Below are 13233 nucleotides of genomic sequence, written 5' to 3'. Positions count from 1 at the left end.
CCCGGCCGCGCCACGTTGTTGTCGCTGTTCTCACTCGAAGGTCCTTGCTGGCCGGGCATGGCCCCCTGACCATCGCTCCTCGCCGCCTCGCGGTTGTACACGAGACGCGACCGGGCATTGTGGCGATGGGTGCCTCGCGGCGCGCCGGCGAGACTTTTTGCACTGAGGTTGTGCCTCGGTCCGGCAACGCTCACACGGAACGCGCTTCCCGCCGAGGCTTGGAGCACCGCGCGGCGACGGCGGGCGGCTCGTTCGGTCGGGTACCACGGCGGCCAGCGACGCCGGATGCCGGCACGTCGTGAGGCGGGCGACCCGAGGGACCGCCCACGGGTCAAACGCCGAGGTCCACCCCGGCGTGTCCCGCCTGCTTGTCCGCGTGGTAGCTGGAACGCACCATCGCGCCGACGGCAGCATGGGTGAAGCCCATCTTGCGGGCCTCTTCCTCGAACATCTTGAACGTGTCCGGGTGAACGTAGCGACGGACCGGCAGGTGATGGCCACTCGGCGCGAGGTACTGGCCGATGGTGAGCATGTCGATGTCGTGCTCGCGCATGTCGCGCATGACCTGCAGGATTTCCTCGTCGGTCTCGCCGAGGCCGACCATGATGCCGCTCTTGGTCGGGACGTTCGGCGCGAATTCCTTGAAGCGCTTCAGCAGGTTCAGCGAGAAGGCGTAGTCGGACCCGGGACGCGCTTCCTTGTAAAGGCGTGGTGCCGTTTCCAAGTTGTGGTTCATCACATCCGGCGGAGCGGCCTTGAGGATCTCGAGAGCCCGGTCCGCGCGGCCGCGGAAGTCGGGCGTGAGGATCTCGATGCGGGTGCGCGGCGACAGCGCGCGCACCTGCTGGATGCATTCGACGAAGTGACCGGCGCCGCCATCGCGCAGGTCGTCGCGATCGACGCTCGTGATGACGACGTAGTTCAGCTTCAGCGCCGCGATGGTCTTGGCCAGGTTGGCGGGCTCGTCGACGTCGAGCGGGTCCGGGCGGCCGTGACCCACGTCACAGAAAGGGCAGCGCCGGGTGCACTTGTCGCCCATGATCATGAAGGTCGCCGTGCCGCCGCCGAAGCACTCGCCGATGTTGGGGCAGGACGCTTCCTCGCAGACGGTGTGCAGCTTGTGCTCACGCAGGATCTGCTTGATCTCGTAGAAGCGCGTGCTCGGGGAGCCGGCCTTGACGCGAATCCAGTCGGGCTTCTTGAGGGTTTCGGCCGGCACCACCTTGATCGGGATCCGCGCGGTCTTGGCCTGGGCCTTCTGCTTGGCCGAAGGGTCGTAGGCGGGCGGGGGGATCAGCGTGGAATCGGACGACATCGGGTTTTCTCTGCAGCGACTGGGGTTCAACCCAGGTGGGACACCAGCCGGTCGCCCAATCGTTGTGCAACGGTCGTCCAGTCGGTGCGGACGCCCAGTGTAGCCAAGTCGACTGTCTGCAGGCTTGCGTAACCGCAGGGATTGATGCCCTGGAAGGGCTTCAGGTCCATGTCGACGTTCAGGGCCACGCCGTGGTAGGTGCAGTTGCGGCTCACCTTGATGCCGAGTGCGGCGATCTTGCCCAGCCCCTGGAAGGGCTCGGGGCGCGGCCAGGTGAGCGCCGCGTGTCCACCCGGGTCGGCGAGGTTGACGTAGATCCCCGGCGCGCCCGGCACCCGGTGTCCGGTGATGTCGAACCCCTCCAGCGTCTTGAGCACCGCATGTTCCAGCCGGTAGACGTATTCCTTGACGAAGATGCCCAGCGCCCGCAGGTCGATCAAGGGGTAGGCCACGACCTGGCCCGGGCCATGGTAGGTCACCTGTCCGCCCCGGTTCGTCTGCACGACGGGAATTCCCGCGGCGTCGAGCAGGTGCTCGGGGCGTCCCGCCTGGCCCTGGGTGTAGACCGGCGGGTGCTCGCAGAGCCAGATCTCATCGGGCGTGTCGGGTGTGCGCGCCTCGGTGAAGGCACGCATGGCCGCAAGCGTCGGCTCGTAATCGACGCGACCCATCCAGCGCAAGGTGGCAGGCGGGCGGGGGGCGCGAGGGGCATCGGTCATCGGAGGACGACCGCCCGGCGAGGCGGTCCGTGGAACGAGAGCGGTCAGAGCACCATCTTGACCATCGGGTGGGTCGTGAGGGTGCGATAGAGCTCATCGAGCTGCTCGCGGCTCGTGGCCGTGATGATGAGCGTGATGCCCAGGTAGTTGTTGCCCTTGCTGGGGCGCAACTCCACGGTGGCCGGGTCGAACCCGGGATCGAACTGCACCGCGATGCGCGTGATGGCCTCGACGTAGCCGTCGACGTTCTGGCCCATGACCTTGATGGGGAACTTCGACGGGTATTCGATGAGCGACTGCTCGGGAGGAATGTCTTGCATTTGAAAACTCATCGACGGCACATGGGGCTGCGGCCCCGGATTTCAACTCACTCACACCGACTGCATCGCCTTGGCGCGCTGGTAGGCCTCGTAGAGACGCCCATACACCGGCCCCGGCTTGCCCCGCAGGGCGCCGTGGCCGACGGGCTCGCCATCGATGCGAGTGACCGGGAGCACCTCCTTGGTGGCCGAACTCAGGAGCACCTCATCGGCCGCCAGCACCTCGGCCTCCGTCAGGGGCCGCAGGTTGTAGGCGATGCCCTCCTCCTCGCACAGATCGCGTAGCAGGTCGTAGCGCACGCCCTCGAGCACGAACTCGCTCTTGGCCGGGCCCAGCAACGCCCCTTCAGAGGCGATCCATACGTTGCTGCTGGAGGCCTCGGTCAGCTGCCCGTTGCGAAAGAGGATGGTTTCGGCCGCACCCTGGTCGACCGACATCTGGCGCGCCAGCACATTGCCAAGCAGCGAGATGGATTTGATGTCCGCCCGCTCCCAGCGGAAATCCCGCGCCGTGACACATTCGACCCCGTGGTGCCGTTGCTCGGCCGTGGGCGAGCGCAGCGGGCTCGTCATGGCGAACACGGTGGGGGCGACGTCCGCCGGCATGGCGTGGTCACGGGGGGCGACGCCACGCGTCACCTGCAGATAGACAAGCTGGTTGTCCGCCTCGTGAGCGGTGATCAGCTCGCGGCACATCGCCAGCCATTCGGCGGTGGTGTGCGGGTTGGCGATGCGCACCTTGGCAAGGCTGCGGCCGAGGCGGGCCATGTGCTCCTCGAAGCGGAAGATCCGCTTGCCGTACACAGGCATCGCCTCGTAGATGCCGTCGCCGAAGAGGAACCCGCGGTCGAGCACGGAGACCCGGGCCTGGGCCAGCGGGCCGAACTCACCGTTCAGGTAGCACAGGCTGTCAGGAATCGCATGCATGGCGCCTCCGGCCGGGGTGGGGACCGCTCAGGTTACTTGATCCAGAGCCGGAGCGCATCCCATGCGCGTCCCAGGATGCCGGCTTCCTCGACCGCCTCCAGCACGACCAGCGGCCGCTCGGCGACCGCCGCGCCCGACGCCGTGGTCACCCGCACGGTGCCGACCTTCTGGCCCTTGGTCAGCGGCGCGACCAGCGGGTCGGTCCGCTCGATGCGGGTCTGCAGCTTGGCGCCTTCGCCCTTGGGCACGCTGACGAACAAGCCGCCGGTGCTGCCGAGCTTGGCTTCGTCGAGCTGGCCCTTCCACACCGGTACGGTCGTGATGGCCCGGTTGGCCTCGAACAGGCGCACCGTGTCGAAGGCCTGGAAGCCCCAGTTCAGCAGCTTCTGGCTCTCGTTGGCGCGCGCGTCCATCGACGCCGTGCCGAGCACCACGCTCAGCAGGCGACGCTTGCCACCGGCACTGCCGGCGGCGCCGAGGTTCGGAAAATCGCGCTGCGCCGATGCCACGAGGCAGTAGCCGGCCGCCTGGGTGTAGCCCGTCTTCATGCCGTCGACACTCGGATCACGCTGGAGCAGCACGTTGCGGTTGTTCTCGTTGGAGGCGGGAGAGCCCTCGAACCGGTACTTGCGCGTCGAGTAGATCGGGTAGTACTCGGGGAAGTCGATGATGATGCGGCTGGCGATCACGGCCAAGTCGCGCGCCGAGCTGTGGTGGCCTGCCTCGGTGAGGCCCGTCACGTTGCGGAACTGCGTGTTCTTGAGTCCGAACGCCTGCGCCTGACGGTTCATCATGGCCACGAACTGGTCGACCGTACCAGCCACCCCTTCGGCGAGCACCACCGAGGCGTCGTTGCCGGAGTTGACGATCATGCCGCGCAGCAGGTCCGACACCTTGGGCGTCATCCGCGGCTCCACGAACATGAGCGAGCCGCCACCCTTGCGTTCTTCCCATGCCCGCAGCGACACCGGCAGGGGCTGCTCGAGGGTCAGCTTGTGTTCGCGCAGTGCGGTGAACACCACGTAGGCGGTCATGAGCTTGGTCAGCGAGGCGGGATCGGCCTGGGCATCGCCCTCACGCTCGGCCAGCGTCTGCCCGGTGGTGAGGTCGAGCAGGATGTAGCTCTTCGCGGCCACTTCGGGCGGCGAAGGCATCTGGGCCCATGTGGCGAGGGTGGTGCAGCACAGCGCCAGGAATACGGCGATGGTTCTTTTCATGAGGCAGGCAATTCAGCAAAGGTTGGCAGACTCCGCAGCGGTGAAGCTGCGGATCGAATGAGGCACGTCCCGATGGTTCCTCGTACAGCGGTCAATGCGACCAGCCGCGCACCACCAGGCTCTTGAGCAGCGGCAGCTGGCCATGGAAGAAGTGGCCGGCCCCCGGAACGACGACGACCGGAAGCGCCTGTGAGCGCGCCCAGTCGAGCGTGGCGGACAGCGGCACGATGTCGTCCGCCTCGCCGTGGATCACGAGGGTGTCGGCCGGAACGTTCGGCACCTGCTGTTTCTGGGTTGACGGACCGACCAGCACGAGGCCGACGGGCTTCTGGTCGTCGGGCAGCATCGCGGCCGCTTGTGACGCCACGAACCCGCCGAACGAAAAACCGGCCAGCGCGAGCGGCAAGGCCGGATCACGGTGCGCCGCAATGACGGCCAGGGTGTCGTCGACTTCACCCCGGCCCTCGTCCCACTGGCCCTCTGAGGCCCCGACCCCGCGAAAGTTCAGGCGAACCGCGCGGTAGCCCAGCTGCACGAAGGCCCGGGCCAAGGTGGCTGCCACCTTGTTGTCGAGGGTACCGCCCTGCAACGGGTGAGGATGGCACACGACGGCCACGCCGCGCGGCGGCGCGTCCGGCGTGTCGATGACGCACTCGATCGCACCCGCCGGGCCGGGAAGGGTCTCGCGTCGTGAGGTCGGCATGCGCGACCCCTCAACGGCCCACGGTGGGCGGCAGCACCAGCCGCTCGACCACCACGCCGTTCTTCAAGTGCGATTCGACGATTTCATCGATGTCGCTGCGGTCCACGTAGGTGTACCAGACAGCCTCGGGGTAGACGACCGCGACCGGTCCGCCGGCGCATCGATCAAGGCAGCCGGCCTTGTTGACGCGCACGCCGCCCGGGCCCGCCAGGCCTTCGGCCTTGACGCGGTGCTTGCAGTGGTCGAACGCGCCCTGCGCGTCGTGGTCACCGCAGCTGGCTTCAGACTTGTCGCGCTGGTTGAGGCAGAAGAAGATGTGACGCTCGAAATAGCTCATTCGTCGATTCTACGGACTGACGCCGGGCTCGGCGCCGTTGCGCGCAATGCCGCGACGCTCGCGCGGTGGCCCGTCGCGTGCGACCACCCGACCGAAGAGGTACCCGAGCGCCACGTACGGCCACAGCCATCCGACCCACTGTGCGGCGCCATGGAAGCGGATGAAACGCCCCTGTTCCCAGGCCAGCAAGCTCTCGGCATAGTAGGGGTCGCTCGGGGCCTGCGCCACGAGCAGCACGAGCGCGGTCAACGCGATCAACCCGGCGGCAGCCGCCCCTCGCCGGGGCAGCCGCCAGGCCAGCATGCCGGTTACGAGCGCCGCGGCCAGGCCGGGCACGGTGGGCGGCGTGATCCAGGTCAGCGCATGCTGCGGGCCGAAGTTCAAGGCCGTCGACAGCGTCATCGACAGCGTGCCGAGGAGCACCGCGCCGACGACCAGCACCAGACGCCGCCAGCCGGGCGGCACGATGGCAAAGGCGACGAGGCACGGGGCCAGCGCGCCCAGCACCACCACCAGCCATTCACTGGCGCGCGACAAGGGCGTGAACGACGCCTGGGCCGTCAGCCACCCCTCTGCCCAGGCCTCCCAGGGCGTCGCCGCGAGTGCGGCCCCCATCGCCTCCTGCAGGCGAATCAGCACCTGTCCCAGCCCGAAGGGCACGGGCGTGGGGAACAGCAGGCCCAGCGGCCAGAGCAGCAGCAGAGCGATGCCCCCTGCGCTGTGACCAATGAACCAGCGGTCCCGCAGGACCTGCCACCGGTCCAGCCCGCCGAGGGCATGGACGCTCCACGCGAAGAGCACACCGAGGAAAGTGCCTCCGGCGTTGAGCACCCAGTCGAGGCTGGACGGCACACGCTGCGGCAGCAGGTTCTGTAGGGCCTCGAGCATGAAGGACAGCACGGCGCCACCGGCGGCGGCCCCCGCCAGTGCCACCCCGACACGCCCCCCGCTGCGCACGACGGCGCCAAACAGCAGGGCCCCGAGCGGCATGTAGCCCAGCAGGTTGGACACCACATCGAACGGCGTCCAGTAGCGGGGCCACGGCAACTGCACCCAGCCCGCCAGCGAAAGGCCAGCCGGCACGCTCCAGCCGGTGAAGGGGGAAAGGCTCGCGTAGGCGATCAGCGCGGCATACAGCGCCGCCAGCGGCGCGGCAGAGCTGCGATGGCGCGCCGGAGCCATGGATCAGAAGGGCTTGACCACCACCAGCACGACGATGGCCGCGAAGATCAGCACCGCAACTTCATTGAACACGCGGAACCAGCGGTCGCTTCGCTTGTTCGCGAAGGTCTCGAACTTGCGCAACAGCGATCGGCAGGCGTGGTGGTAGCCAAGGGCCAGCACCACCAAGGTCAGCTTGGCATGCAACCAGCCATTGCCCGGTCCCTTCCACAGGTCGAAGCCCAGCCACAACCACAGGCCCAGCAGCAGCGCCGGCACCATCAGCAGGCTCGAGAACCGGTACAGGCGCCGGGCCATCAGCAACAGCCGCTCACGCTCGGCATGGCTGTCCGCCGGCACCATGGCCAGGTTGACGAAGATGCGGGGCAGGTAGAAGAGACCGGCGAACCAGCTCGCCACGAAGATCAGGTGCAGGGCTTTGACCCACAAGTACATGCTGCTCATCCGCGGCATTATGGCGTCGCGCTGCATTCCCGCAGTAAAACTGAGCGAGCAATCACCGCCGTTGAGTGGGCCGTCGCAGTTGCGCGGCAGCGCTGCACAAGCCTCATGGTGCACAGTGCCCTCCATTTATGGCAGGCGCTAGGTCCGTCGATTGTTCAATCGTCGCAGGTAATGTCGTCGCGGCGCCATGAAAAAAGCCCCGGCAATGGGCCGGGGCTGAAAAGCCTTATCGCTGTCATCACGGCAAGGCTCCTGCTCAGGGAGGAAAAGCAGGGAATGACCGCCTTGCGGCTATCATTCGCGTACAACTTTAGCAGAAGCGGCCTGTCCGTAACGGGCCCTGAGCACCGTAAATACACGTATCCGCCACCCCTGCGGGCGGCCCGTCTTGCGGTCAGGTGCCGCTTCGCGATCCCCCTCTCCGAGGTCCTTGCCGTGCACACCCCGCCCCCTTTTCCGACCGCCCGTCCGCGCCGCCTGCGCCGTGACGAATTCACGCGTGCCATGGTGCGGGAGCATCGGCTGCATCCGAGCGATCTGATCCTTCCCGTGTTCGTGCTTGCGGGGCGCGACCAAGCGCACGATGTGGCGTCGATGCCAGGGGTGCAGCGGTTGAGCCTCGACCGGCTGCTGCCGGTGGCCGAGGAATGCGTGCGCCTCGGCGTGCCGGTGATGGCGCTGTTTCCCGTGATCGAGGGGTCCCTCAAGACCGAGGACGGCCGCGAAGCCACCAACCCGGAAGGCCTGGTGCCGACCGTGGTGCGCGAACTCAAGAAGCGCTTTCCCGAGCTCGGCGTGCTGACCGACGTGGCGCTCGACCCCTTCACCTCGCATGGCCAGGACGGCCTGCTCGACAGCACCGGCTACATCCTCAACGACGAGACGGTCGAAGTGCTGACGCGCCAGGCGCTCGTGCAGGCTGAAGCCGGCGTCGACATCGTCGCGCCGAGCGACATGATGGACGGCCGCATCGGTGCCATCCGGGCCGGGCTCGAAGGCCGCGGCCTGATCCACACCCGCATCATGGCGTACAGCGCCAAGTACGCGAGCGCCTTCTACGGCCCCTTCCGCGATGCTGTCGGCTCCTCGGCCAACCTCGGCAAGAGCAACAAGAAGGTCTACCAGATGGACCCCGCCAACACCGACGAAGCGTTGCGCGAGGTCGCCATGGACCTGGCCGAAGGTGCCGACATGGTGATGGTCAAGCCCGGCCTGCCGTATCTCGACATCGTGCGGCGCGTGAAGGACGAGTTCCGCGTGCCGACCTTCGCCTACCAGGTGAGCGGCGAATATGCCATGCTGAAGGCCGCCGCCCAGAACGGCTGGCTGGACCACGACGCCGTCATGATGGAAAGCCTGCTGGCGTTCAAGCGTGCCGGCGCCGACGGCGTGCTGACCTACTTTGCCCTCGATGCCGCGCGCCACCTGCTGGCGAACCGCTGACCCGGCATGCGCATCTTCCATGTCCGGGCTGACCAGTTCACCGAGCTGACGGAGTTGCCGGCCCAGGTGCCGGCCACGGGCTACCTGTGGATCGGCTCGGCGCGCCGAGAGTTCGAGGTCAATGCAGCCACCTTGCAGGCCGCCTTGCAGCGCTGGACCGGCGGGCAACTGGTCGACCTGCACATCTCCGACCTGCTCAACAGCCAGCTGCCCTCGCACTTCGACTACACCTCCTGGTACGACATGATGGTGTTCCGTCGCCTGGCCGCCGGGGCGGGCACGACGGGCTTGTTTCTCGACGACCAGACCGGCACCAATTCGACCGCCAAGGTGGCCCTGGCCTCCATCGACACGAGCCCGGTCGGTTTCGCCGTCTTTGACCGCGTGCTGCTGACCGTCCATCCGACCGACTGCATGGTGCGCGACCACTTCGCCAACAAGCTGCAGCAGATGACGGTCGGCGCGGAGGCGCGGTCGGAAGTCCGGCAGGGCATGCTGCGACTGCCCAGCACCCCGGCAGACCTCATGCTGCGCATGATCAACCACATGGTCGACAGCTACCTCGAGCTGCGCCGCCTGCTCACCCGGCAGCTCGGCTACCTGCAGCAGGAGCTCCTCAACCCGCGCAGCCATTTCGACAGCTGGCAGGTGTTCCTGGAGTCGCGCAACGCGCTTCACATGCTGGAGGACACCTGCGAAGACCAGCGGAGCGCGGTGGTCGAATGGATCGACGCCCTTGAAGAATGGCCCAACGAATCGGATCCGCAGGCGGCCCGCGAGCGGGAACTGCTGCGCGTTCGGTCGCGCGACGTTCTTGAGCACATCGAACGGGTGCTGTCACACGTGCGGCGCCTGGAGTCCTCGGCGGAGGCGGCGGTGCAGATGCACTTCTCGGCCCAGAGCAACCGCACGAACGACATCATGCGCACGCTCACCGTGCTCACCGCCATCTTCATGCCGCTGAACCTGGTCACCGGATTCTTCGGCATGAACTTCGACGGCCTGCCGCTGATCCACAGCGCCACCGGCGTGTGGATGGCCACGGCGTTCATGGCCGTCGTGGGAACCGCCCTCGGCTGGTTCTTCTGGCGCAAGCGCTACCTGAGCAGCTCCCGCCGCCCCTGAGGCCAGCGCCCCGCCGTCAGGATCCCCGGCGGTAGGGATCGGCAAAACCGAGCGTGGCCAGCACCTCGGTCTCACGGGCTTCCATCGCCTCGGCCTCGTCGTCCTCCTCGTGCTCGTGGCCCTGGGCGTGCAGTGTGCCGTGCACCAGCAGATGGGCGTAGTGCGCCTCGAGCGTCATGCCTTCAGCGGCCGCCTCGGCTTCGACGACGGGCGCACAGAGGATGAGGTCGGCCACCACCACGGGCTCGCGGGTGTAGTCGAAGGTGAGCACGTTGGTGGCGTAGTCCTTCTGCCGGAAGTCGCGATTGAGCGCGCGGCCTTCCTCGGCATCGACGAGCCGCACGGTGATCTCGGCGGGCGCGTCGAGGGCGGCGCGTATCCAGCGGGCCACCTTGTGGCGAGGCAGCACGGCGCGGTGACGCGCGTCGACGAACTGCAGGGACAGGGACAGGTCGGGCCGGGCCATGTTCAGCTCCGGTCGCTGGATGCGAGGTCGTAGGCCTCGACGATGCGGGCCACCATCGGATGGCGCACCACGTCGGCGGCCGTGAAGCGGGTGATGGCCACGCCGCGCACCCGGCGCAGCACCCGTTCGGCGTCGATGAGACCGCTGTCGACGCCGCGGGGCAGGTCGATCTGGCTCACGTCGCCGGTGACCACGCATCGGCTGCCGAAGCCCAGCCGGGTGAGGAACATCTTCATCTGTTCCCGCGTGGTGTTCTGCGCCTCGTCGAGGATGACGAACGCATGGTTCAGGGTGCGGCCCCTCATGAAGGCAAGCGGCGCGATCTCGATCTGCCCCTTCTCGAAGGCGCGGCTCACCTTGTCGAAGCCCATCAGGTCATAGAGGGCGTCGTGCAGGGGCCGCAGGTACGGATCCACCTTCTGCGTCATGTCACCGGGCAGGAAGCCCAGCCGTTCGCCCGCTTCGACGGCCGGACGGGACAGGATGATGCGCTGCACCGCGCTGCGTTCCAGCGCATCGACGGCGCAGGCAACCGCCAGGAAGGTCTTGCCCGTGCCGGCCGGGCCGATGCCGATGGTGATGTCGTGATCGTGGATGTTGTTGAGGTACAGGCGCTGGTTGTCGGTGCGGCCGATCAGGTCGGCGCGGCGGGTGCGCAGCACCGGCGTGCCGGAATCGTCGCGGGGCTTCGGGGGCTGGCCCCGTTCGGCGGCCATCAGCGCCAGCTGGAAGTCCTCGTGCGGGATGGGCTCGTCGGCGTGCTCGTACAAGGCCTGCAACAGCCCCATGGCCCGTTCGGCCGCCAGCTTCGCTCCCTCGACCCGGAAGAACTCGTTGCGGCGCGAGATGCTCACGTGGAGCACCGATTCGATGTCCCTCAGGTGGCCGTCCATGCTGCCGCACAGGTGCGCGAGGCGGGTGTTGTCGAGGGGCAGGAATTCGTGGCGCAGGATCACGTCGGCACTTTCAGGCGGCGGCAGGTCTGAAATGCTGCCGGACCCTCGATTGTGCCGCCAGCTGCAAGGCTGCGCCGGCGTGCGGCTCCTGCACAATCGGCGGCCATGCGTTCAAGCCTCGTATTACCCGCCGCCCCGCTTCTGGTGCCCTCCCCCAAGCCGCTGTGCACTCGCCCCGCGTCCCGGTGGGGCACGGCCCTCCGCCTGTTGGCGTGCTGGGCGCTGCTTGTGCTGTGCGGTGCCAGCCGCGCCCAGGCGGACCCGCCGCCCGTGGCCGTGGAAGGGCAGATGCGCATCCTCACCTCCGCCATGGCCGTGTCCGGCAACGACGCCCAGTTCCCCGCAGACCGCAGCGCGCGGCGCGTTCGCCTGCCGGACGACTGGTGGACGAGCCGGCCCAAGGAAGACGGCCCGGTCTGGTACCGCCTGCAGTTCGACGCTCCGCCGAGTGCCGACCGCCTGCTGGGGGCCTACATCGAGCGGGTCTGCAGCAACGCCGAGGTCTACCTCAACGGCCAGATCGTGCACAGCGGCGGTCGCATGACCGAGCCCGTCACCCGCAACTGCTACTACCCGCAGCTGGTGTCGCTGCCGGCGGCCTTGCTGCGCGAGCAAGGCAACGTCCTCGACATCAAGGTCATGGGCTACGCGCTGCAGCGTGTCTCCACCCGCCAACGAGCGGGCGGCTTGTCGGCCGTGAAGGTCGGGCCCTATGCCCTGCTCCAGGCGGAGCGGAACACCGACCGCTTCTGGAGCCTGACCACCGTCGAGATCATCACGGCCGGCACCTCCGTGCTCGGCGTGCTCGTGCTGTGCCTCGGCTGGCTGAACAAGCGCGACCCGCATCTGGTGTGGTTCGGCCTGCTGACCCTCACCTGGAACCTGTTGGCCTTCCGCATGCTGGCGCGCGAACTCCCGCTCGAGAACGCCACCGTCGAACTCCTGGTCTGTGTCGGCTGGGGCATCGTCACCGCACTGGCGGTGCAGTTCATGCTGAGCTATGGCGGGCTGCGTTCACGCACCCTCGAGATCGGCCTCGTGCTGCAGTGCATCGCGCTGCCACTCACGCTGCTCGTCGCAGGTCCGCAGCGGCTGTTCGTCATGACGAGCGCCTGGCAGCTGCTCATGGTGTGCGAGGTCATCGCCACCATGGCCTTGTACCTCCATGCCATCTGGCAACACCGCCGCGCCGAGTTCTGGCCGATGACCATCGCCATGGCGAGCATGGGGGGCCTCATCCTGATCGAGCGCGCCGTCCAGCACGACATGCTCGATCCGCTGCGGCTGCACATCTCCCACTTCGCCGTGCCCCTGGTGTTCATCGTGCTCAGCGCCCGGCAGCTGCAGGCCTTCAGCCGGGCCATGGAAGCCGCCGAGGCCGCGCGCAATTCGCTCGAGAGCCGCGTGGCCGAAGCCACGGCCGAGATGGAGCGCAACTACGCCCAGATGGCGGAACTGCGGGTGGAGCAGGTGACCGAGAAGGAACGCAAGCGCATCGCCGGCGACCTGCACGATGACCTGGGCGCCAAGCTGCTGACCATCGTGCACACCAGCGAGTCGGAACGCATCTCGTCGCTCGCACGGGAAGCGCTCGAGGAGATGCGGCTCTCGGTCAAAGGGTTGACCGGCAAGCCCCTGCCCGTGGGTGACGCGCTGGCCGACTGGCGCGCCGAGACGGTGTTGCGCCTGGGACAGGCCGGCGTCGAGGCCGACTGGCGCAGTCCGACGGAAGACCTCACGCAGCAGCTCTCCGCCCGTGCCTTCGTGCAGACGACGCGCATCCTGCGCGAGGCCATCAGCAACGTCATCAAGCACAGCGGCGCGTCCCACTGCAAGATCCGCTGCACGCTGGGCGAGCACGACTTCGTCCTGGTCGTGCAGGACAACGGCAAGGGCATTCCGATGGAGCTCGACGGCAAGTTGGACCGCGGCCATGGCATGGCCAGCATGAAGCACCGGGCCAAGCAGATGCAGGGCCAGTGCCTCGTGGAGTCGGGCCCGGGCTACGGCACGGTGATCCGCCTCACGCTTCCGCTGTAAATCGCACGGTGATGCATTGAAGCCGCCGCCAGCGCGCTG

General features: G+C 67.8%; 14 protein-coding genes. 3 read left to right on the top strand and 11 right to left on the bottom strand.

Annotation, left to right across the window (positions count from 1 at the left end):
- Window positions 1–331: 331 nt before the first annotated feature.
- From lipA to ACSQ2F_RS22810, 9 genes are all read right to left on the bottom strand, one after another.
- A complete protein-coding gene (gene lipA / locus ACSQ2F_RS22850; protein ID WP_436026653.1) occupies window positions 332–1315 on the bottom strand; it encodes a lipoyl synthase in 984 nt (327 codons plus the stop codon).
- Between the two features lie 26 nt (window positions 1316–1341).
- On the bottom strand, window positions 1342–2034 hold the full coding sequence (gene lipB / locus ACSQ2F_RS22845; protein ID WP_436026651.1) for a lipoyl(octanoyl) transferase LipB: 693 nt from the start codon (window positions 2032–2034) through the stop codon (window positions 1342–1344).
- A gap of 44 nt (window positions 2035–2078) precedes the next feature.
- Window positions 2079–2354, bottom strand: coding sequence for a DUF493 family protein (locus tag ACSQ2F_RS22840; RefSeq protein ID WP_436026649.1), 276 nt, complete (start codon window positions 2352–2354; stop codon window positions 2079–2081).
- Between the two features lie 51 nt (window positions 2355–2405).
- Entirely contained in the window at window positions 2406–3281 is an 876-nt protein-coding gene (locus ACSQ2F_RS22835) for a D-amino acid aminotransferase (RefSeq protein ID WP_436026648.1), read from the bottom strand.
- A 32-nt stretch (window positions 3282–3313) separates the two neighbouring features.
- On the bottom strand, window positions 3314–4498 hold the full coding sequence (locus ACSQ2F_RS22830) for a D-alanyl-D-alanine carboxypeptidase family protein (RefSeq protein ID WP_436026646.1): 1185 nt from the start codon (window positions 4496–4498) through the stop codon (window positions 3314–3316).
- 91 nt (window positions 4499–4589) lie between these two features.
- Window positions 4590–5201, bottom strand: coding sequence for an alpha/beta hydrolase (locus ACSQ2F_RS22825; RefSeq protein WP_436026644.1), 612 nt, complete (start codon window positions 5199–5201; stop codon window positions 4590–4592).
- A gap of 10 nt (window positions 5202–5211) precedes the next feature.
- Window positions 5212–5538 (bottom strand): (2Fe-2S) ferredoxin domain-containing protein, encoded by a 327-nt coding sequence (locus tag ACSQ2F_RS22820; protein WP_436026642.1) that lies wholly within the window; start codon window positions 5536–5538, stop codon window positions 5212–5214.
- Window positions 5539–5547: 9 nt separating this feature from the next.
- Entirely contained in the window at window positions 5548–6720 is a 1173-nt protein-coding gene (locus ACSQ2F_RS22815; RefSeq protein ID WP_436026640.1) for a VanZ family protein, read from the bottom strand.
- A gap of 3 nt (window positions 6721–6723) precedes the next feature.
- Complete coding sequence (locus tag ACSQ2F_RS22810) at window positions 6724–7164, bottom strand: CopD family protein (protein WP_436026639.1); 441 nt, start codon at window positions 7162–7164, stop codon at window positions 6724–6726.
- Between the two features lie 411 nt (window positions 7165–7575).
- Here ACSQ2F_RS22810 and hemB point away from each other — a divergent pair, with 411 nt between their 5' ends.
- Window positions 7576–8607: a porphobilinogen synthase gene (hemB, locus tag ACSQ2F_RS22805; RefSeq protein WP_436026919.1), complete on the top strand. Its 1032-nt coding sequence runs from the start codon at window positions 7576–7578 to the stop codon at window positions 8605–8607.
- 6 nt (window positions 8608–8613) lie between these two features.
- Window positions 8614–9732, top strand: a complete 1119-nt coding sequence (locus ACSQ2F_RS22800; RefSeq protein WP_436026637.1) for a magnesium transporter CorA family protein — start codon at window positions 8614–8616, stop codon at window positions 9730–9732.
- Between the two features lie 16 nt (window positions 9733–9748).
- Here ACSQ2F_RS22800 and ybeY read toward each other — a convergent pair whose 3' ends face one another.
- Both ybeY and ACSQ2F_RS22790 read right to left on the bottom strand, forming a co-directional pair.
- Complete coding sequence (gene ybeY / locus ACSQ2F_RS22795) at window positions 9749–10198, bottom strand: rRNA maturation RNase YbeY (protein WP_436026635.1); 450 nt, start codon at window positions 10196–10198, stop codon at window positions 9749–9751.
- A 2-nt stretch (window positions 10199–10200) separates the two neighbouring features.
- Window positions 10201–11154, bottom strand: coding sequence for a PhoH family protein (locus ACSQ2F_RS22790; protein WP_436026634.1), 954 nt, complete (start codon window positions 11152–11154; stop codon window positions 10201–10203).
- A 105-nt stretch (window positions 11155–11259) separates the two neighbouring features.
- Between ACSQ2F_RS22790 and ACSQ2F_RS22785 the strand changes: the two genes are divergently transcribed.
- Window positions 11260–13194: an ATP-binding protein gene (locus ACSQ2F_RS22785; RefSeq protein WP_436026633.1), complete on the top strand. Its 1935-nt coding sequence runs from the start codon at window positions 11260–11262 to the stop codon at window positions 13192–13194.
- The last annotated feature ends 39 nt before the right edge of the window (window positions 13195–13233 follow it).

This window comes from Rhizobacter sp. LjRoot28 (assembly GCF_964253025.1).
Taxonomy (GTDB): domain Bacteria; phylum Pseudomonadota; class Gammaproteobacteria; order Burkholderiales; family Burkholderiaceae_C; genus Rhizobacter.
Note: the sequence above shows the minus strand (reverse complement) of the source record. Positions and strands in the feature narration are given on the sequence as shown.